Source organism: Borrelia coriaceae, assembly GCF_023035295.1.
Taxonomy (GTDB): domain Bacteria; phylum Spirochaetota; class Spirochaetia; order Borreliales; family Borreliaceae; genus Borrelia; species Borrelia coriaceae.
Window position 1 is genome coordinate 1 of record NZ_CP075088.1, and the last position, 21,561, is coordinate 21,561.

The following is a 21,561-nucleotide window of genomic DNA, read 5'->3' on the forward strand; positions in this document are numbered from 1 at the left end:
TAGTTTAATTGTTATTAGTACAATATATCCTGCCGCGGGCACACTATGATTGTTAAGCCCTAACCATTTTCACATATAAAACACTTGCCTTTCTTCCCTAATTAAAGTATCCTATCTATAATGCTAAAATTACTATTATTACTAACTGTTATCACTAATCTATCCCCCATATCTAAAAAAGAACATAACAAATACATTGAAAAAGAAAGAAAATTAGTACGTGTCAAAGATTGGAAAACTAACTTTAATAACTTGACAAATCTCAGTCCATCCTTCACAAATGAAATCGAAAAAATCAAATCCTTATTCAATCTATCAGAAAAAGATTTCTCTATATCTTGTACCCCTGATGACATTATATGTCACCCACTATCAAGAAATCATATATTTAGAAGACACCAAGACACAATGAAAGAATATTTCTCATTTTTAAATACTCTCAAACGCAAAAACCCTGACCAAGCTGCTTATCTAATATATGAAATATATACATTAGGCACAACCTTTGATCACACACGAGAAACTATATATGGTTTCAACTATGAAAAACCACAAAACGCAATCAAACAAAATCCTGAATACAAAAAAACTTTTGAATCACTCAAAAACATATATTACAAAGCACAACATGATCTCGATTTAGCTACCAATATACTTAAACAAAAGTATACAGATAATAATTTCGATACATTCATGCTTAAATTCATCGAAATTCATAAACTTGCTACCCACGCATATTTTAATATTTACAACCTCCTATATAAATGCATACACAGTCAATCAACAGAAGAAAAAAACAAATATTGCAAATATAATTAACACCTATTATTAGTATTATCCAAATCATTATACATAACCTTGTTATTTTTGCATAAATAAAGTATCCTTTTATTAAAGGTTAACAATGTTAAAAATTCTTTTATTATTAATTCCTTTATTTAATATCTTCGCTATATTTCATAACTTCTCTATATCTGAAGAAGAATATTACGATCACGATAAGTACGGCTATTTCACAAGAAAATTAATACGTGTCAAAGACTGGAAAACCAATTTTAATAACTTGAAAAACCTTGGTCCATTTTTTATGAAAGACATCGAAAATATTAAATCTAAACCTGATAAAGAACTCTCACGTGGATTTGAAGGTGCTTTTTCTACAAGCCTACGCTGGCCAATGTCAAAAGACACAGATATCGTACCTAAAGAACATAAACCTCTATTTGAAAAATCCTACAAATTCATCAAAGCTCTCAAACATAAAAATCCTGACCAAGCTGCTTATATCCTATATGAAATAGGTGACTTAAATGCAATGTTTACTAACACACATGAAGACATCAGAATATTCCGTTATCTTATAAAACATAAAAAACTCAAAGACAATTATCAATATGAACACGTTCATAAAAAACTCAAAGACATATATTACAAAATAAGACAAGAATATTTATCAACAATCAATATTCTTGAACACAATGATATAGACAATAATTTCAACAAATTTATGCTTAAATTCCCAGAACTACACAAACTAGTTACACATCTATATTTTAACATAACAAAACTGGTAATACATGCAAGAAATCATAAAACAATCAATCATAAATACTTAGACAACATCTATAACATAGACATACACACACTAAATACTACATAACTCACTACAAAATACATTTCTTATATTTTTAAATTTCAACTATAATAAATTATTATGAAATATATAAATTAAACTAAATAAAACAATCATCCCTTCTACTTAAATATTAACGTTAATAATATTCCTAGACATATAGTAATAATTGTTCCAAACATCCAATTGTGTAACCTTAATGTACTTTTAAACTCCATTTTATTAATTTCTATGTCTTTTCTTACATTATCTATTTTATTATCAAGATCTTTAATATCTGATTTTAATTCACTCCTTACATTCTCTATTTTTACATTTAAATTACTCTCTACACTATCTATCTTATTATCTAGGTCTTTAATATCTGATTTTAATTCACTCCTTACATTCTCTATTTTTACATTTAAATTACTCTCTACACTATCTATCTTATTATCTAGGTCTTTAATATCTGATTTTAATTCACTCCTTACATTCTCTATCTTATTATCTAAATCCTTTATATCTGACTTTAAGTTAGCCTCTACTTTTTCTAGCTTAAGATTAAAAGTATTTTCTAAATACTCAATATCCTTATACGTTAACTCATTCCTATAGTACCTATAAGATAAATCAATAGCAATATCTCTATCAATTCCTGCTTTAGTAAGCTCTGCTACTACCATTTGTTGCGTAACTATTGGTTGGGCTAGTCCCATAAATTTCTCCTTACTATACTATTAGTATACTTTATTTAAAAAATAAGTGAAATAAAAAATAAGAGAATATAACAAAACCATATATTATAAAATCCATTATCCTTAAATATACTTTAGATAAATACCTAACTTACCAATGACAAACTTGATAAGTCACTATCATCACTAAATTCTTGTAAATTAAAAATTATCAAGTCAATCTGTTCTTGAATATCAAACGTATAATTAATTACCCTAATCACATTTTCAAGGTGTTCAATTTCATCATTACTTAATTCTCTTTCCCTTTCTAAATCTAAGATAATTTTTAAGCACCCTATAAGTACCAATACTAAATTCATATACCTTAAAAGGAACATTTATAAATTTACAATTATCACTATAAATAAGTTCTTTTTTGTCTTTCAAGTATTCAACTTTTTCTACAATACGTTTTTCATTGACTTTTGATATATGAACACCAACACTCTTATCTAAATCAATTAAATTTCTAAATAATTGTGCATTAATTAGATTCATTCCTAATTTACTAAGTTTTTCAAATAGTTTCACTGAATCTACAAAAATGATTTTTGCAAAGTCAGTTCTTAAAAACTCATTAAATTTTGTTCTATAGATATTTGAACTTAATATTACACAAATATATCCCAATATCTCTTGTGGGTTTAAAGCTAAATATTTTTTGAACGCTTTCACTCAATTTAATCTCTATTTAATATTCTTTCCATCAAATTTCTAATCTCGAAAGCCTCATATGAAACAGCTCTAGCCCCCTCCTTAATACTTTTACTATTAATCAGCGCATTAAATGTATCGTAAAAAATTTCTGGAGAATGATCTTTCTTTCCAATTGCACAATCTATAACCTCATAAATCCTAACATACATCTTTTCTAACATATTCATATATTTCTCCACTGCATGATTAAGTACTATAAGCTCTTCTTTAGTAGCTTTAATACTAAAATTTTTATAATGCACAGGGTCGCTCATTTTAAACCATAACAAACGTAAAGTAGAAGCAGCCATCGGACCTATCATATTTAATAAACTCAAGATAACTTCTTTATATTTTCTTTGCTCAGTCTCATATTTTCTCTCAATAATTTCATTAGCAACACCTGTAATACGAGGGCGGGAAAATAACATTTTATGTATCCCAAATGCTAACGCATAGATAAAATTGCTATCATGCCCAAAAGCAGCATAAATGGCGTCTGCACGGAAATTATAATTCAACAATTTCCTATTGTTAAATATATCATCAAAGATTAAAGATGGATAACCCTCACCCATACTATTATAGGGTCTTGAACTCTTAAAGCTAGGCTTTAAAATATAAAATATATATCTTATTCCATCAAATTGCTTTAAAGCCTCCTCTTTTGTCTTTACATGTCTTGGTACCCCTTCTATAAAATCTAAATGTAACTTTTCCTTATGCACTGCATCAAAATTTATTGGAAGGCTAGCCTCTTTTAAACATGAAGAAAGTAAAGCTTCACGATTTCGTTGTTCTTCTTCAAGATTTTGTTCTTCTTCAAGATTTTGTTCTTCTTCAGGAATTAGTAGCCCTTGGTCCTGTTCCTCTTTAACTTCTCTTTTTTGATCATATGGCTTTACTTCAAGGATTCCTCCAAAACTGGACAGAAGTGGAGATGGCTCACTTACACCAATTGGTTTTACTGGTTTAAATTCTGTCTTTTTTGGGATTATTTTCTTCAATTCAGTTCCTTGTGTTTCTACACGTTGATCACAACTTATTACGATCAACGCTACCAGTAATAACAAACTACTATTTATTTCCTTAGGCATAAATATTCTCCTTCTTTTTTAAGATCAAATATTAGTTACTCTAAAACAAAAGAATACTATTATTTAGCTTAAATCATCAAATTTATTGAATAAATAATACAATATTAATAACACAACAAATCACATTACAATTTTCCAATTGCAGCATCATTATTAAGTACAAGTCTTTTTTTATTCTTTATAATAAAACCTCTATCCATTAAATCTGATAAATATTTTTTTATTTGATAAGCGGATACATTTGTCTCTTTATTAATTTTCCTTAAAGGCTTTATTGTACGCTTATCATCTTCTAAATTAGATACAATAAATTCAAGTGACTCATCAACCCTTTTAGATGCTCTCTTTTTCCTTTCTAAACTTGAAATTTGATGATTTTTAACCTTTTTATTCACACCAACCCCACTTCTTGTAGGTAATCTTGTAGGTAATGGAACTAAGTGCAATAACTTTTGTTCATAAAATTTATGATACGCATTTTGTATTATGCAAAATACCATTGCTAAAAATATATCTAGACAAACAGACAATAATAATAATAAATAAACAAAAACTATATTAAGATAATCATCTCTAGCAATAACAGCAGATGTTCCATTTAAAACATTAGCTGCCTTAAACTTATTATTATTTACAGCAGCCCTTTCAATTAAACTGCTAAACTTAAACCTCAAATCCTGCAAAGACTCTAAATACTCATTCCTTTGATTAAATAACTCCTTATTCTCCCTACTTGCATTCTCAATCTCTCTCATGTAATCTTGCTTCATGGTTCTATAAGTGTAGTCCAAGCTTAAATGCTTATTTTTAGCAAACTCTATACGATCATTGTTATTTTTAACCTTAATATCAATACTAGCTATTTCACCTTCAATTATCTTCTCTTTATCAAAGAGTAGCTTACGCATACCTTCCTCTTTTGCTATCTGACTCTTTTGAGTACTCAAAACAGTGTCCTTAATAGTATCTTCAAACATCAAGCTAAAGAAACTCTCAAAGCTCATCCATGAACTTACAGATTGCGTTATAAGTCCTATCACTAATAATACAAATATCGCAATTTTCTCTAAGCATGCAAATACTGAAATCCTAACACTACCTTCAGTAACACGCTTCCTTAATAAATAAAGAAAATACAATAATATTGAAGATGGTACTATTATAACGACTATTGTAAAAGGCAATGTGAAATACAGCTTAGAACTACTACCAACAGTATAACTTGCAATCCCTCTATGTGAATGCAACACATTAAAGAAAAATAAAAACAAAGCAAATAATATTAACCAAATATTACGAATCAAAAATTCAAAATTAAGTCTTAAAGAGACTACAATACTAAACTCAATATTATGACCTTTTGTTGGCTTACCTTTACTTATCATGTATATAACCTTTTTACTTATAATACTAGTATCTATAATACTATAAAATTAACAAATCATATATATCTTCTATTCAACTTTGAGTTGATACAATTATTTTGAGTCGATACAATTATTTTGAGTCGATATAATTATTTTGAGTCGATATAATTATTTTGAGTCGATATAATTATTTTGAGTCGATATAATTATTTTGAGTCGATATAATTATTTTGAGTCGATATAATTATTTTGAGTCGATATAATTATTTTGAGTCGATATAATTATAACATAAGAAAAGAATAAGGCCAGTAACAGAAGTTACTAGCCTTATTCAGGGTGTAACACAGTAAGGATAATAAATTATCTTACTGTGTACAAGTAATATTATTTAATTTTTTTAAAAAAAAGTCAATAGATTTCTTCAATTGTTGCCGCATTTTTCTATTCTGACATCCTAAAACCTATTGAATGCTCCCTAGCTTTAAGCATACGCACAAGCTTATCAGCATCCAAAACATCACCATTAAAATTATAATTATTAATAATTACTGGGCTCTTTCTCTCGCTTTGCTGTATTTTATTAATTTCTTCTGCAATGATTCTTGCTTCAATATTTCTCAAATTTTCATCAATCGGGGCTGGAGTTACTCTTATAAGCTCACTCTGTCCCATCTCACTAGTCATAAGTCTTAAGCCAGGCATATAAGTTGGCCTTGTAGTCTTAAAAATAGCGCCTTTACGAGCAAGCTTTATCTCCTCAACCGAGCCTGCTGACTTGACTCTTGCTATTCTTCTTAATATTTCTTCTAATATTTTTTGAGCATCCTCTATATCAGCAGATCTACCAAAATGCCACCACCTTGCCTTTACTTTTTCAACTTCCGCTGCTGCTTTAATGCGCTCTGCTTCTAATTTTTCAAGCTTACGTGCACGCTCTACTTCAATCTTTTTAGAAGTCTCAGCCTTAGTTAGTGCTCCACTCTCTTGTTGCCTTTTAGATTTATACTCACTCTCTACTTGCGCAATTCGTCTTTGAAATTCCTCTCCAGATATCTGTCCCTTACTTTGTGCTTGCTTTAAGAATTCAATCTCTCTACTATACTGATCATCAAGCTCATTTAATTTATCTCTTCGCATTTCAATCTCACGATCAAATACTTTCTCAATACGAAGAAGTTCAACCTCACTTTGCTTAACTAATTCATCTAAATCCTTATCACGCTTAGCTTCAATCTTTTTAACTAAACCATCTACAATACCTTGAAAAATTCCTTCAATAAAGTTCATATAAGCTACTATATGCTTTCCAACATAAGGGATTGATGATATTAAGCTTTTACTTAACTCATAAAATCCTCTGATTAAACTATCTAATCCTCTCATCACAGCATCATAAAACTTGTCCAACACAAAGGTCTTTCCTAAATCCCTTCCTAAATCTTGAGTAAAAACTTGCTCTGTCATATCTGCAATCTTATCAGATAGTTGAGCCCAACTATGACCTACATTTTCGATTGCATTTTCAACATTATTCATAAGTCTAAGTAAAGCATTTTGGTTTGCTTCACTAAGTTTATCAAACTCCCTCTTATGTGACTCTACAAAATCATCATAAAGTTTCCTAATCTTTGATTGCATATCAGCAGTAGCTTTCTCTCGCTCTTTTAAAGGGCGCATCATTACCTCAAATTCCATTGACATAACCTTTTTTTGTAAAGCCTTGTGTGCATCTACAAATGCCCTATCAGTTGCAGTTTTGCCAAATTCATTAACTCCCTTTTGCAATGCTGTCAATAAATTTTTATTTGAATCATTAAGAGTATCAAAACTTTTTAAATACTTAGAAACAAATTCTTCCTTTTTCTTATTAATATCATTAGCAAGCGTCTTCATTGCCTTTTCTTGTTCTTCATATGGAAGCACCAAAATGGCTCTACTAAGTTTTGCTATTTCATTTTGCAAATCCTTATGTGCATTTACAAAACTAAAATTAGACTTGGCAAAAGTATTAACCTCCTTCTCAACATTAGCAAGTGTTTTTTGATTCTCAGCAGTTAAAGAGTTAAAACTCTTACCATACCTCTTAATAAACTCCTTATTTTTAGCATTAATTGTAGCTTGTAAATCACGAGTAGCCTTCTCTTGTTCCTTTAAAGGTTTAAGAGCTACTTCTCTTTGACGAATAAAAATTTGTTCTTGTAAAGCCTTATAGTCTTTAATAAGATTTTCATTTAATGACTTTACTCGGTCAGGAGCATCCTTTTTGCCACCCTCATCACTAGAAAGAGAAGTATTAGTCTTTTGCTCTGAATCCTTACTAACACCCCAAAACCCCTTCATCTTATCCCAAAGATTAGTTACCCAATTTGTAAGCTTTTTAAACATCTCGATAATTGGATCAAGTGCAATCTTAAACCCACTAACAAATTTGATAGTAACATAAGATACAAGACTTTTAAGCTTACCTAAAAGATCCATTACTGATTCACTAATATTGCTTAGAGGAGTTAGAATACTTGAATGTATCCACTCTTTTGCTTTTCTAAAACCCGTCATCATGGTATTAAACAATAATTTAAATCCTAAAGTCAAAGTTCCAATAACATAAGATACAAGTTCTTTTATCTTATTAAACCCAATCATGAGGGTATTAAACCACAGTTTAAATCCTGAAACTACCGTTCCACCCATATACTTATAAAACTCTACATACTTATTAAATAAAAAAATTGTTGCAGAAGCCACTTTGGTTATTGGAACTACAATTCCTAAAAGTAAAGCTTGTTTTAACTTTTCAAAACCTATCATCATAGGTTCAAGGGCCTTCCCAAGCTCTAAAAACAGCTTCTGACTCATTTTAGATGTTTGAAGTTGCGCTTCTGCTAGGGTTTTAGCACCACGAGCAGTATTGCCATAAAACTTACCACCCTCACTTGTAGCCTTTTTAAGAGCATTGCTTAATTCATTAAATCCTAGCTTACCATCACTTGCCATCTTAAATAAAGAACTACCAGCATCTTCAGCCTCTTTTGCTAAAATATCAGTAATATCAACACCAACATTACGAAGTTCAGAAAGGTCCTCTAATGCAATATTATTCCCAGCTTCAACTTTAGAATAAACTTCTGCTAACTTCTCAAGCCCAGCACTACTACCCCCTGCTGCTTCCCCAAACATGCGCATTCGCTCACTAACCTCAGAAGCCGCTGCGCCATAAGAGAGCATAGTCTTAGCAGCATTACTTATAGCCTCACCAGTAAATAATGTCTCTTCACCAAAAGCTCTAATATCATCTGCTAAAACTTTCCCAACTTCAGTATCACCTAACATATCAGAAAATACACTGACCTCTTCATTAAATGAAGCTAGTGAGTCTAAAGCCCCAGTAAATACTCCAGTAATAGCCGAACCTATCCTCTCAACTACTTTAATAACCAGTGTTATTGGTAATGCGCTTACTGCAAGTTGATCTAATGCTTGTGCTGCCTTATTAGAAAAGGCCTTAACATCAAACAAGCTTTTACCAACACCTTTAAGAGTACTACTTAAGCTCTTAATATTACTAGACTTATCTCCAACACCCTTAATTGAATTTGCAAGATTTTTAAAATTCTTTGAACTCTTCTCAGTATTTGCAAGCAAAGCATTATAAACCGTATTAAAACCGACCCCAGATTTAGTTGCATGTTCTAATTTTGATTTTAAATCTTTTAAGTTCTCAAATTCTTCATATGCAATGTTTTTAAGCGCATTAGATATCTCATCCAATTTAGACTCATTACTAGTATTAATTGAAATAGGAATTACAATCTCATCAAGTGTCATTTATCCACACTCTCACTTTCAAGTTTTTTAATATAAAGATTAAGCTCACTAAAAACAAGTACAAACCAATAATTTTGATCATAAAGGCCTCCTTGACATGGAAGGCTTTTAACATTTCTTGAGAGAAGGGCTTGGCCAATTAAATATGCTAAAGAATCTTCATTATAATTAATCCAACTCATCTCACGCTTCATACTCTTTACAAACTCTGAATTTATCTTATCTGAATACTTTAAGACTTGGTTGTAGTGGTCTTTTTTGACGATGTAGTGCAATGCGAGCTCGACTTTTTTAAAGCACCCTCTGCCTTTAATGTCTCAGACACATTGTTAATCTCAACTGCTAAGTTTGAAAGCATATCTTGTAAAAGCACTGCATCTCTTTCAACCATTTCTTTAGTTACAAGATTACCATTTTGATCAAAGAGTCCTTTAAACCCCACAACATTATCTCTCCAAACTTTTTTTACAAACTCAAGTTGCTGAGTTGTAACTTCTAAAGCCACCTTAGTATCAATCTCTTTACTAGAATTTAGTGTCAATTTTTGCAATAATTCGATTTGAAGGACTTTAATCCCCTCAATAAACCCATAATTTACACCTTCAAGTATTACAAATGCGTCTTTACTCTCACCCACATTTCCACTTCTTCTTATATAATCTGGGATATAAGGCAACTCAATACGGCCTGACAAATTAACATTAATAACCATAAAACTACATTCTCCTTAATTAAATTTCAAAAAACACCGCATCTTTAATATAGTCATAAGACATTGAAACTAACGGTTTTGAAAGGGTAACTTCACATTTAAGATCAATTTTTTGATTTGATAAATCCTGACTTGGACTAAATGTTGCTATTTGTCCTTCAGCAGCAATAAACTTAGTACGCTGATCCTCACTTTGAATCTGATTTACAAAAAGAACAAAAAATTCATAATTGCGTGGAAGTAGTTGCTTACCAATCTCATAATTCCCACTATCAGGCTTATTTACTATATCTCTTGTTATAAAATGTGAACGTTCTATATAAGTCTCAAGTAATTCGTCCTTATTAGCAACAGTTTCTCTAACAGAATATCCTGAAAACTCAACTGTTTGTTCTGGAACCTTTCCAATAGCTGAAATTGAACCACAGACTGTCTTTAATGTCTCAGTAGCCTTAGTTGAATTGATTGCATATGAATAACCAATACAATATGTTCTAAAAAGCAATACTTCAATCTCATCATTATCACCAAAAGCTTTTTTAAAATCTTCGTACATTGAATCGTGATAGTAAAAAACACTACCCTCTTTAAAATCAAAATTTGCTAGTTTTGAATTTAAACTCAAGCTCTTAACTCTAAACACACATTCTTTAATTGATTTCCATTTACTAGGTTTAGTAAATGAGAGTGGCAAATCTTTTACAACCAAGTCTTTAGGCAATCCCCCTTCAATAGGAGCACTATCCTTGATCTGCGCTCCTTTAAAATTCCACTTGAATTTAGGTATATTTACTGATACTAAAACCGCACCAGATGGCATTTTTAACTTTTGTTCTGCCATTAATCTTCTCCTTAATTAAACTAAAATAATCTTTACATATGCTTCCAAAAGCATCATTTAACACCCCAAATCACTGCTATTAAGCCTAATCCCAAGCTTAGATCTAATTACAGTTACCATATTTACATCCTCTAAATCTTCACCTGACACTTGAGAGTCATCAATACTAAATGACTCAAGAGAATAATTTGAAACTAAAAAATTAACTATTAAAGTTGCAATCTCAAGACCAAGCGTAGGGTGATCACTACAATGTGTATAAACTAAAAAATCAAGACTTAATGCAAAAGAATAGTTTTTACATTTAAAGACAACTTCCCCTATGCTCTTTAATGCAAAAACTACAACCGGCAGTTTTAACGTCGTACAAGTATAAATCTCAGATTTATAGTAAATTTGGGTTGTTGTCAATTTGCTATAAAATAAATAATTCTTCAAATCCTTCTTGAATGTACTAAGAAATTGTTCTATAAACTTCATTTAAGCAAATCCTTAGCATTTCTTACAAGATTTACTTTCCAATTTGTATATTGCCTAGATGCACCCTTAGATTTAATCTTAAGCCATATAGGAACAGCTGCAGCCTCAAGCCCTTTATAAGAAGCCCAATTTCTAATCTTTAATAAACTAGGTTTTGGAAAATTAAGGCCATAAACCACGCCTGAATCTAACATATCTGAAAGCTGTGATCCAACTTTAATCCTAATATCAAAACCCTTAAGCGACTCTTGTGCTTCAATATTAGATATGTCTTTAAGCCTTCCTGGAATCTGAGTCTTTAGAACATCAAAATTCCTCCTTATTCTAAATCCAATAAAACTTTTAACCCTTTCAAAGATCGATTTTTTTATATCAAATCTAATATCACTCAAATTTAAAAGCCCCCTAACCAATACTCAAAAACGTACCAACATCAACCCTAGGAAAAAGCAAATCAAGCTGATCAAGTACTTGTCTAAACTTACAATCCTTCTGTTGCCCAGCCTTAGCACATCTAGAATTAAAAACTTCTGGATATACAACATCAAGCAATATAAATAACCAATTATTGTAAGCCTCACCTTTAATATAATAAAGTTTTAAAATTGACTTTGAATAACGCAAACACTCACAAAGCTGCAATTTAAGGCCTTGTGGGATATCTAGCTTACCATCTTCTCTAATGCATGTCATACGCAAAGACTCTAGAGAAGTTATACTTATCCACATCTTTAAAATGTCATCATCTCTAATTTTACGACTCATCTTAAGTTAATTGCCTTCTTAAGTCAAAATTAATATTAAGTTGTAATAGTAATCTCAACAACTTCTTGTGGATGGAAATGAATAACTCCTGCTGACTCCATTGAAGCATGAATATAATCACCATCAGGCCCTGCAAAACGTCTAAAGAATATTTCAGGAATCATTGGAACAAACATTACTTCAGGATTTGGCTCATAAAGAATTGGATGTTCAAGACCTTTAAATATTGAAGTTACTATATTATGGTCTTTTAAAAGCGCATCTTTTACTGTTATGTACTGTGGTTCACTATAAAGATCTACTAATAAATGTGAAAATTTATGTGGTAAGAGTAGATGATAAAACCCATCAAGTTTTTCCTTATACTTCTCAGATTCACGTTTAGCCTCTACAACCTTTTGATGCAATGCGCTCCCAGTAATTAGTGATGCAGCAGTCGTAGTACTAGCTATCTTACTCCTTCCCTTAAGTGTTGCAATCCCTTCCATCTTAATTGCTGGCTTTCCAAAAATAATTGAATGATACGCATCCTTCATAAGCCCAAGTTCCAAATTAGCCTTAACCTCATCCTCACTCATAGAACCATACATCAAATCCTTAAGTGATATTCGCTGTACTGTATCAAATACATGCATTTTATATGCCATTTCTTGAAAGAACATACTACTTCTTCCAATCTCATTACTATAATCTCCAAAACTTGCTGTAACATTATGTTCTAATACTGCCTTACGAGCAACATAATATCCTTGTCTAAGCTCACTTCTATTTATGATCTTGTAAGGCATTAACTCCTCAAGTCCATCCCTTGCAAGCTGCACAATATCTCCACTGTAAGTACCGCTTGACTCTACAAAAATACTTCTACTCAATCTTTAATCCTCCTAACCTATAATTAACCTATATCTATGCTGTAAACTTCCTACTACCACTAGAATCATATTCAGGACCAATCTGAATGTCTAATAGCACTAACCTTCCAACTCTATCACTACTAGTAGCACCTAAATCCTTGATCCTACCAACTTGAACCCCTCCCTTACCATCACTTACAAACTTGCCTTCTTTAAAAAATACGTACTGACCAATCTTAGGATCTAAATACAGCGCATCAAGAGTGATTACCACTTCTCCAAATCTCCTAATAGGAACCAATTCGCCTGGCAAGTAATTACAACTCTCATGCGATGCTATGTTTGTCTTTCTAAGAGCAAATCCACGAATAAAGTCTGATTCTTGAATACTAGATGTTGCTTTTTTAACTAAAACATCACCCATAGGGGACGATTTACTTGCTATTACCAAATCTCCAGGACCTATAGCCTCTGATCCAATATCAACTATTCCAGTCTCAGTTTGATGAAGGCCTGATTTGTGCTCAAATCCTGGTAAAAAATTCTTCTCTGTCTTAGTAAAATCAAAATTAGGCATTTACAACCTCCCTAGTAACAAGTCGATCCTTATGTCTTTGTGCTTTAGTATTATTTATAATCTGACCAACATACCTATTACGAGCATTAACCATTTGCTTGTAAGCTGTAAGTTCTTGTACAAGCAAACTTATATTATCAATCTGTGAATCAAGATCACCCGATTCATCAACCTTAAATTTGATGCTATATTTCTTTTTCATAGCATCTAAGAATGCCAATTTTGCATCCTTAATGCTACCAGCATTAGAAAATGGGGGAGTAATTTCATACTGCTCGCAAGCTTTCTCTAGATGTGCTAAAAGCTTAGAATCTTTAAATGCATCAACTTCGGCTTGCTTTTCAGCTTGTTTCCTAGCTTTAATAAAATTGCTCTCAGCTTCTGCCAATCTTCTCTCAAAATCTTCCCTTGAGATCATATCTGGCAGTCTCTTAGAATCTGCAATCAATTTCTCATACTCATCAGCAGAAATTGTTACAATGTCTTTAGCATCCTTACTACTAACATTACTAGCATCAGAAGATGAGCTACTTGATACTGATGCTTCATCCAGTAATTGTTCTCCTTTCATATTTACCTCCTTTAAAAAATTAAAAAAATTATTAATTATGTTTTTACCTAATCACCTTAACACTCCTTTTAAACTTGCAAAAACTCCTCAAGTTCAGATTGAATTTTTAAACTTAAATCTAAATCTCCCATTTCTTTAGCCTTGCTTAAAAGCTCTGTATATAAGGCTAGAGTACGTGCGTGCTTCTCATCAATTTCTGCTTGCTCCTTTTGACTAATAGGTTTAACAGCCTTAAACTGCCAATTAGACTCAAGCCCAAATTTTTCTAGTACTGAGTTTATAAATGGGGCTACCATAAGCCTACAGATTTGCTCAATATTAAGGTAAAATATGTCATAATTCCCAACACTGCCCTCCCCAGAAGGAGATATGGGATAGAGCACTTCTTTAGGAATCCCAGAATGAAGTGTTATATCAGATACAATAATATCAAAAGCATCTCTTATAGGGCTTACAGAGCGTGTAATATTTGCAATATCATCCTCTCTTCCAAGTATCATCATCTTATGATTACTGTCTAGTACCCCTTCTATATTTTTCTTAAGCTCTGCTAAATCATAAGCAGTCATATCTTTTACTGATGGAAGGGTTGCTGACTTTAAAAAAGTAAAATTATTAACCTTTAAAAACCCTACAGTCTCATCAAGTAAAGTATTCATAATCCTACTACTCTTCTCTAATGCCCCAAAATTTAAAAATGACGATTGCATTTTTATAATACGAGTTGGATGAATATTTTCAAAAGAATAATCATCACCATTACACACTTGCCCAAAATTAAAACAAAGACAAGGAAATCCACACTTAAGGGGTGTACGTGGATCTTCTGAATCGGGGACTACTATGTAAAATGCGCTCACTCCAGTAAGAATTGCTTTGTAGACCATATTCTTAATAACCCCTCTAAAATTATTATCAAATAGCTTAGAAAGACCATCACCCGTTTTATGCTCAATATCTCTTGATGCTGCAAATCCTGCGTATATCTCTGCTATTTGATGAGCAAGTCTTAAAGGGTCGCCAGTTAATGAATTGCTTGCTGGCATTAAGGGTGACTTTAGACTAGCATTCTCACTTTTTCTTAAAAATTTAAATTTAAACAAATACTGCCCTCCTTACATTAAAATTGATACTGCATTAAGAAATGCTGGAATGTACTCTAAATCCCTTTGCATAACAAGATTTGTAGCAGCACCACTATCCCTACCTAAAGATTCATCATAATAATACTCAGTCTGGCTAAACTCTAAAATTACATCCTCAGTCTCTTCTCTTTTAACCACATTAAGATTATTAGGTATAAGATAATCTGAGAGCACATAAAGATTACGATTTCTTGCAATTAAAGACCCCCTACCAAACTTAGAAAAAACAAATCTTAACTCTTCTCTAGCATAAGGCAAAACAAAAGTCCCTCTAAAACGTGCACACTCACTAGCATAATCTTCTCTTGAGAGTAACACTTTACTACTAGCATTAGTTACAACTGTTACTGGAAGGTAAGCAATTCTTCCAACAAGAACTTCTAGAAAGCAAACCCTATTTCCCTTAATGTGAACTCCAGTATAAAAACTGCCCTGCAACCCTGAAATAAAACTCTCATCACAAACATTAAAATCTTTTATAAACCGTGCTGTACCAAACTCAAATTCTTCTCCTAAGACCTCAATTCGAAATCCAATATCATTACCATGATACGCAAGTCTTTGTCTCTCTAGCCATAAATCAATATCTCCTCCATTTAAGAAAGGATTATCTTTATAAGTACTCTTAATAACACACACCGCAGGATTATCTTCATTTGCAACATACCGTTTGTAAAGCCAATGCGAACTAGGCACTGGATTGCTTGACATGTAAATCCTACCACCACGCTCTCTCATTGTAGGAACAAGCATTTCAATATCAGATTCAGTAAATTGATTAGCCTCCTCAAGCCATAAATCTTTAAAATGTGCATAGGATTTAAGATCCGTCGTATCATGTCCACCCTCAAATACAAATGCTCGCTTGCGCCCATATATTAAATTTTTTGTCTCTATCTTAGCCTTACTCACATTAAATTCACGCCTTAAGTTATACCTACTGAGTAACTCTAAAATTTCTTTATGAATTGACTGAATTGTTTTATTTTTCTTCTTTCTAACTGCTAAAGTATCACCACCTTCTGGTGTAAACTTTCTCTCAAGATTTACTGTTGCAATATCATAAGTCTTCCCAGTACCACGACTTGAGTAATAAACAAAAATCTCAGCATTAGGTTTATTTTGGTATGCTTCAAAGTAAACTGGCAGTCTTTTAAATCTCAAATTATTCACTCACACTCTTATTTATAAAACTCTTAATCTCATCATCACTATAAGCGCAACTACCAAAAACTTTACTATCCTTACTACTTAAAGGTAATTTTTCTTTATTAATGATGTCTAAAACCAAATCCTCAACTTCAGATATTCCAAGCACTGCAAAAAACATTCTATATGCATGCAAACTTGTTGCTAAAACATTACTATTTGAAAATTCAAACATACGAGCAACAAATGCCTTAAGTAATGCCTCGCGAGCACTAGAAGAATTATCCAAAGACAAAAAATGTGCCTCAACTGATTCTTTTAATATTCTCTTATAATCAAATTCATCACTACTCAAACCAAAACTCCTTTTAATTTGCATTAAAGATCATATCTGTAAAACGAAAGATAAGCTAAATTCTTAGGTCTAGTCTCACTACCAGCGTTTTCAGTTGCCTTTGGAAAATGGTACTTAGCAACATAAGAACCAAGCACTATGCCATATACCAAAGCATAAGACCCATCTTTCCAATACCAACTATCCTCACGTTTTGACCCATAAGCCCTCTTAAATAATCTATAACGCTCATCATAATCTATGCCCTTATACTTAATAAGGTGTTTATGCTTCTTTAATGAAGAAGACTGAATATGACCAATAGTACGAACAGAGTCATTTAAACCTTTTGCATCATAATGCCTTAAGAACCCACCTAAAAGATATGGCGCATAAGTCATACCTAAGACTTTAGTTGCATAGCAATTTTGTGGTAACAGCCTACCATCTGGAATACAAAATTTATTTGTATTAGTAAATGCTTCAATAAGCTTAGATCCATTAAGTTTTCTCCCTTCAACTGGGAATTTAGCAGTTAGCATGCCAACTGGAACCTTTTCTATAAAAAAATTAATCATATGTTCTAAAACAGCATCCAAATTATCATCTAAAATTGCTTGCATACTATTATTAATGGGATAGTACTTTCTATTTGCAATACTCTTACCATCACAAACTGCAAACACACCTTTATCTTTTAGTAAAATAGGCTCTCCAACTACTCCTTCATAACCTTTAGCATCAAGATAATCACCAACTCCAAATTGTATGCGAACATTACTATTTGCAATTCGTGATTTTAAATCCTTATAATCCTTGTTACTAATGCTCATAACAAACTACCAATCATATCTGTAAAACGAAAGACAAGCTACATTTATAGGTCTAGTTTCACGATCACCATAATATTCTGTAGAATCTGGGAAGTTGTACTTTGAAACATAAGGACCAAGAACCATATCATGTACAAACGCATAATTACCACTAGCCCAATCACCAGACTTGTAAAGCTCACGAAAACTTGAAATCAGACGTCCCTCAAAATTCATAGAATTTCTATTTAAGGAATGAGAATGGCTTGCAAATGAATCATATTGAACATGACCAATAGTACGAATAGTGTCATATACACCTCTTGAGTCATAATGCCTTAAGAACTTACCTTCAAGATTTGGTGCATAAGAAATTCCAAACTTTGTTTTTACAAAACATCCTTCTGGAAGTTTTCTGCCATCTGGTAAGCAAAACTTTCCCGTCCCTTCAAATGCTTCAATTAATTTAAACCTAGTAAGCTTGAGGTTTTCTTGTACAAACTCTGCTGTTAAAAACCCTGGATAAGTATTCTCCATACAGTTTTCAATTAAATTTTTTACATAAGAATCTAGAGTATCATCATCTAAGACTGGTAATAGTCCTTTATTTATTGGATAATACTTTCGATTTTGGCTACTCTTACCATCACAAATAGCAAAAAGCTCCTTATCTTCTACTACAATAGGCTCTCCAAGCTTACCAACATAAGTCTTTGCTTGCTCTATATCCCCAACGCTAAATTGTATTTTTACATTATCAGCTTGTAATCGTCTTTTTATCTCTTCAAAATCCTCATCACTTATAGCCAAATTATGCTACCTCCTCTTTATTCCTCAAATTACCCTCATAAACATTTGCATCAATAACTTGAGTATCAACATCTAATTTTTTTGTAAATGAAATACCAATCTCGTTTTTTAAGAAAAAATCACGCATAAATAAACTTAAAGAATCAATCTTAAGACCCACCTTATTTTCTGCAAAACCATTACCCTCAAGCCTTGCACTTACAACCTCATCAAGTTGCAATGCAACACCCAAATTTTTTATAAACTCAACTCCAGTAGCTTTAAAGCTTGAAAATTTGCTAAAGTGTAAGCCTTCGCGATTTCCCTTAACAATCCCACCGCGCATTATTGCATTAACTCCATTTGCAACTGATGCTTTTTTATTGGAATGCACTTCAACCCCAATAAGAGTCATATCACGAACATCATGAATAGCAAATCCACAATTTGTTGACTTAAAAGTAACATTCTCAAGAAGTATCTTTAAAACCCCACTTGTTTTTAAAGCCACCCCTTGATTGCAAATAAATGTAATGTCTTTAAGATATAAAAAATTTGCACTTGATGCATAAATAGAAGACCGCTCATGCTCCTTTATTCTATAGCTTGAACATAATCTTAAAGTAGCATAACTAGCAAACTTTTTATCCTCTAAATAAAAGTCTTTATTATCATTAAGATTGCCACCCCTTATCCACAATTCACTCATAGGGGTTTGACATATAGTTAGACCTGATACCTTAAATGAATGAGTTGCTGTGAATATATTTTTTGCAAAACCACCAGTTCTAATAACAACACCATCATAACCCCTAATCCCTAAATTAGATATGTCAACTGAGGAGTACATATAAAAGTCACCAGGAAGCAACCTTATTTTGCTTGTTCCAACACGTTTTGCTAAAAATAAAGCCATTTGCATTGTAATTTCATCTTGAAAGCCCATAGCAACAATATGCGGGATTAGAGAAGAATCAGAGCTTGCTTCTATATAATTAAAAGGAGCAACTATAACCTCAGGAATAGATTCTAGACTATCTTTAGAACCTATATGTGTAGAAGTTGTAAGGTAATCATAATGAGTATAATCTCCCCATGTAATCCCCTCATACTCATAAAGCCTAGTATGCATATCAAATCCTGAAATCTTTTTTGAAAGAATCAAGAAAAAATGATCCACTCCAAAGTCTTCAAGTTTAAGATGTACAAAATCAGTAAGCTCTAATTCTTGCTTTGATCTAAAATTAATGATTGTATGTCCTTTGATTCTTAAATTAGTTAAGAAATTAAAAAGCCTGAAAGCTGACTGAGAATCAAAAATAAATCTAGTTGAATATTCAAATCGTTTACTGTAAAAATCATCTGCATTATCAGTCTGCAATACATTACGAGCAATTGTGTAAAAAACATCACCATATATATCAAAATAATAAATGTAACGGGCGCCTTGAACTAAAGACATATTTTTAAACCAAATGCGTGCTTTGGTAGGATAATATTCTTCATGAACAAGTTTAATATCAGGATCAGCACTAAAACGGGCCTCAAGATTATGTGTTGAGATTATAGCCAAATTCTCATTTATTGCATAATGGTCATGCCATACTTCTCTTCTTTTAAAATCCCACTTATAAACAGTATCAAACCATTTAGGATCATACTCTTGATAAAGAGCATTACCTATTTTATCTGCGAAGTCTGGATAGACAACTCCCTTTTGCAAAACCGCAACATAAAGACTGCTCCCAGTACCTTGAACATTAATGGGCGCAGAATAAAGTGGCCTTTTATTTTCAATAGATTCTAATTTACTTTGAAATTTACCTTCTCTCCAAATAACTCTCGTTGCATCATAACTACTAGAACTACTCTTTGAGAGAGTATAACTTGAAGCATCAATAGAACAAAGGTCAACGTCCCTTTCTATAACCTCGCGTCTCCAAATAGGTAAAATCTGTAACTTCCCATCACCTGTAAATGTATATGCACATCCAAACTCATAAAGAAGCGCTGAAAGTATTGTCTCAAGCTCCTCACCATCCGAAATAATTACTGCAGGCACTTTTGCTAAAATCTCTTCAGCACCAGCATCATCAATTAAATCTTTAAGATTACTTTTCTCTAACATTAGATGTACTAATGAATGCTCCTTTTCTGATGGTTTATATACATAAAGCCAATCGGGATTAAAATTAATAGGAAATTGAATAGGTTTTTCAAATGAAACTCTTAAAAGTTCAGAATAATCATTTACAGTAAAGCTAATACTTTTAGTTGCGTCTAAGACTGCCCGACTGAAAAACTTTTCTAAGACACCTTTAAATAGGGACTTGCCACCTTCAATTACCCTTACATACACATTTTCTTTTCTAAAGAAAAGAAAATCTAGAAATTCATCTGAAAGACCAAAAGCTTCAAAGCTAAAGCTACTAGGTGCAGTCTTTAGTGTGGGATCTACGATTTTAAGATCTAAAGAGATACTAGATACATTAGTATAAGGAGTTAGATCAAAGAATTGTCCTTCATCTGTAAAAAATACAATACTAAGACTAAAACAAGAATCATTCTCGATGATATCCTCAAATTCTTCTTCAAAATCAGTACTAGTTGTAAAATCAGACTCTAAGCCAACCAATACAGGAGGACTGCCTATACTCAGAGCAGGATAGGGGCTTTTATCTTCTTTTTCTATATCTTCTTTAAGAGAAGGGGAGGGATCACTCTTAATATCTACTGCCTCTCCTTCCTTTAAAACCTCATCAGGCTTCTCACCTTCAACCTTCAAGATTAGCCTACCCTACTCCCTTAATGAGACTTGCGTATACTTACTGTATACATTAAAAGCAATGGGTTTAACTGATTTTATGTACTTATTATAATAAGCAATTCTAGCCTTAACTCCCTCTTCTCCATCACCGCCCTTAAATGTGGGATCAAAACTTTCAAAAAGTGGAAATTTGTGATGCTTATAATAGGTATTAACATAACTCTTAGCATCAATAAGCCATGCATTAAGACTTAATGCATACTCAAATAATAAAGCCTCATCATGAGATAAGCTTACAGCATCTTCTTTGCCACTTAACTTAGGTTCATTTGGAAGACTTGCAAGCCCTTTACATGAGATAGCTAAAAATACAAAACACGAAAATACTAAATAACTTAAGTTTAAAAACTTAAATCGCAATTTCATA

23 protein-coding genes are annotated in these 21,561 nt (G+C 32.1%); 2 read left to right on the forward strand and 21 right to left on the reverse strand.

The annotated features are described in order from the left end of the window. Positions 1 to 120 precede the first annotated feature (120 nt). Together bcCo53_RS06850 and bcCo53_RS06855 are read left to right on the forward strand one after the other, a co-directional pair. Positions 121 to 819 (forward strand): hypothetical protein, encoded by a 699-nt coding sequence (locus bcCo53_RS06850; protein WP_025409084.1) that lies wholly within the window; start codon positions 121 to 123, stop codon positions 817 to 819. An 85-nt stretch (positions 820 to 904) separates the two neighbouring features. Then, entirely contained in the window at positions 905 to 1,660 is a 756-nt protein-coding gene (locus bcCo53_RS06855; RefSeq protein WP_025409083.1) for a hypothetical protein, read from the forward strand. A gap of 95 nt (positions 1,661 to 1,755) precedes the next feature. On the opposite strand, the gene bdr is transcribed toward bcCo53_RS06855, so the two are convergent. The 21 genes from bdr to bcCo53_RS06960 all read right to left on the reverse strand — a co-directional run bounded on the left by bdr (position 1,756) and on the right by bcCo53_RS06960 (position 21,560). Next, on the reverse strand, positions 1,756 to 2,331 hold the full coding sequence (bdr, locus tag bcCo53_RS06860; protein ID WP_246938445.1) for a Bdr family repetitive protein: 576 nt from the start codon (positions 2,329 to 2,331) through the stop codon (positions 1,756 to 1,758). A 267-nt stretch (positions 2,332 to 2,598) separates the two neighbouring features. Then, on the reverse strand, positions 2,599 to 3,027 hold the full coding sequence (locus tag bcCo53_RS06865; protein WP_246938446.1) for a type ISP restriction/modification enzyme: 429 nt from the start codon (positions 3,025 to 3,027) through the stop codon (positions 2,599 to 2,601). A 5-nt stretch (positions 3,028 to 3,032) separates the two neighbouring features. After that, a complete protein-coding gene (locus bcCo53_RS06870; protein ID WP_246938447.1) occupies positions 3,033 to 4,145 on the reverse strand; it encodes a hypothetical protein in 1,113 nt (370 codons plus the stop codon). Positions 4,146 to 4,270: 125 nt separating this feature from the next. Next, positions 4,271 to 5,530, reverse strand: coding sequence for a hypothetical protein (locus bcCo53_RS06875; RefSeq protein ID WP_246938448.1), 1,260 nt, complete (start codon positions 5,528 to 5,530; stop codon positions 4,271 to 4,273). A 424-nt stretch (positions 5,531 to 5,954) separates the two neighbouring features. Further along, the gene (locus tag bcCo53_RS06880; protein WP_246938449.1) at positions 5,955 to 9,338 is read right to left on the reverse strand and encodes a tail tape measure protein; all 3,384 of its coding nucleotides are present in this window, start codon (positions 9,336 to 9,338) and stop codon (positions 5,955 to 5,957) included. After that, positions 9,335 to 9,532, reverse strand: a complete 198-nt coding sequence (locus bcCo53_RS06885; RefSeq protein ID WP_025409043.1) for a hypothetical protein — start codon at positions 9,530 to 9,532, stop codon at positions 9,335 to 9,337. The genes bcCo53_RS06880 and bcCo53_RS06885 overlap by 4 nt, the downstream gene beginning before the upstream one ends. A gap of 38 nt (positions 9,533 to 9,570) precedes the next feature. Next, positions 9,571 to 10,050 carry a hypothetical protein gene (locus tag bcCo53_RS06890; protein WP_025409042.1) on the reverse strand — a complete coding sequence of 160 codons (480 nt, stop codon included), beginning with the start codon at positions 10,048 to 10,050 and terminating at the stop codon, positions 9,571 to 9,573. 19 nt (positions 10,051 to 10,069) lie between these two features. Continuing rightward, positions 10,070 to 10,891 (reverse strand): hypothetical protein, encoded by an 822-nt coding sequence (locus bcCo53_RS06895; RefSeq protein WP_025409041.1) that lies wholly within the window; start codon positions 10,889 to 10,891, stop codon positions 10,070 to 10,072. A 57-nt stretch (positions 10,892 to 10,948) separates the two neighbouring features. Next, positions 10,949 to 11,371, reverse strand: coding sequence for a hypothetical protein (locus bcCo53_RS06900; protein WP_025409022.1), 423 nt, complete (start codon positions 11,369 to 11,371; stop codon positions 10,949 to 10,951). Next, complete coding sequence (locus tag bcCo53_RS06905; RefSeq protein ID WP_246938450.1) at positions 11,368 to 11,763, reverse strand: hypothetical protein; 396 nt, start codon at positions 11,761 to 11,763, stop codon at positions 11,368 to 11,370. Before bcCo53_RS06905 ends, bcCo53_RS06900 begins: the two co-directional genes overlap by 4 nt. Positions 11,764 to 11,776: 13 nt before the next feature. Then, complete coding sequence (locus tag bcCo53_RS06910) at positions 11,777 to 12,136, reverse strand: hypothetical protein (protein ID WP_246938451.1); 360 nt, start codon at positions 12,134 to 12,136, stop codon at positions 11,777 to 11,779. Between the two features lie 35 nt (positions 12,137 to 12,171). Then, on the reverse strand, positions 12,172 to 13,008 hold the full coding sequence (locus bcCo53_RS06915) for a hypothetical protein (protein WP_246938452.1): 837 nt from the start codon (positions 13,006 to 13,008) through the stop codon (positions 12,172 to 12,174). A 34-nt stretch (positions 13,009 to 13,042) separates the two neighbouring features. Next, positions 13,043 to 13,567 carry a gp53 minor capsid family protein gene (locus bcCo53_RS06920; protein WP_025409114.1) on the reverse strand — a complete coding sequence of 175 codons (525 nt, stop codon included), beginning with the start codon at positions 13,565 to 13,567 and terminating at the stop codon, positions 13,043 to 13,045. Beyond that, positions 13,560 to 14,138: a hypothetical protein gene (locus tag bcCo53_RS06925; RefSeq protein ID WP_025409127.1), complete on the reverse strand. Its 579-nt coding sequence runs from the start codon at positions 14,136 to 14,138 to the stop codon at positions 13,560 to 13,562. Before bcCo53_RS06925 ends, bcCo53_RS06920 begins: the two co-directional genes overlap by 8 nt. 68 nt (positions 14,139 to 14,206) lie before the next feature. After that, complete coding sequence (locus bcCo53_RS06930) at positions 14,207 to 15,241, reverse strand: anti-CBASS protein Acb1 family protein (protein WP_246938453.1); 1,035 nt, start codon at positions 15,239 to 15,241, stop codon at positions 14,207 to 14,209. A 12-nt stretch (positions 15,242 to 15,253) separates the two neighbouring features. Then, entirely contained in the window at positions 15,254 to 16,456 is a 1,203-nt protein-coding gene (locus tag bcCo53_RS06935) for a PBSX family phage terminase large subunit (RefSeq protein ID WP_246938454.1), read from the reverse strand. Continuing rightward, complete coding sequence (locus bcCo53_RS06940; RefSeq protein ID WP_025408934.1) at positions 16,449 to 16,787, reverse strand: hypothetical protein; 339 nt, start codon at positions 16,785 to 16,787, stop codon at positions 16,449 to 16,451. The genes bcCo53_RS06935 and bcCo53_RS06940 overlap by 8 nt, the downstream gene beginning before the upstream one ends. Positions 16,788 to 16,810: 23 nt before the next feature. Then, complete coding sequence (locus bcCo53_RS06945) at positions 16,811 to 17,599, reverse strand: hypothetical protein (protein ID WP_025408933.1); 789 nt, start codon at positions 17,597 to 17,599, stop codon at positions 16,811 to 16,813. Between the two features lie 6 nt (positions 17,600 to 17,605). After that, positions 17,606 to 18,388 (reverse strand): hypothetical protein, encoded by a 783-nt coding sequence (locus tag bcCo53_RS06950; protein ID WP_025408932.1) that lies wholly within the window; start codon positions 18,386 to 18,388, stop codon positions 17,606 to 17,608. A 1-nt stretch (position 18,389) separates the two neighbouring features. Then, positions 18,390 to 21,152 (reverse strand): right-handed parallel beta-helix repeat-containing protein, encoded by a 2,763-nt coding sequence (locus bcCo53_RS06955; protein ID WP_025408931.1) that lies wholly within the window; start codon positions 21,150 to 21,152, stop codon positions 18,390 to 18,392. A gap of 12 nt (positions 21,153 to 21,164) precedes the next feature. Beyond that, the gene (locus bcCo53_RS06960; protein WP_025408930.1) at positions 21,165 to 21,560 is read right to left on the reverse strand and encodes a BBA14 family lipoprotein; all 396 of its coding nucleotides are present in this window, start codon (positions 21,558 to 21,560) and stop codon (positions 21,165 to 21,167) included. Position 21,561 lies beyond the last annotated feature (1 nt).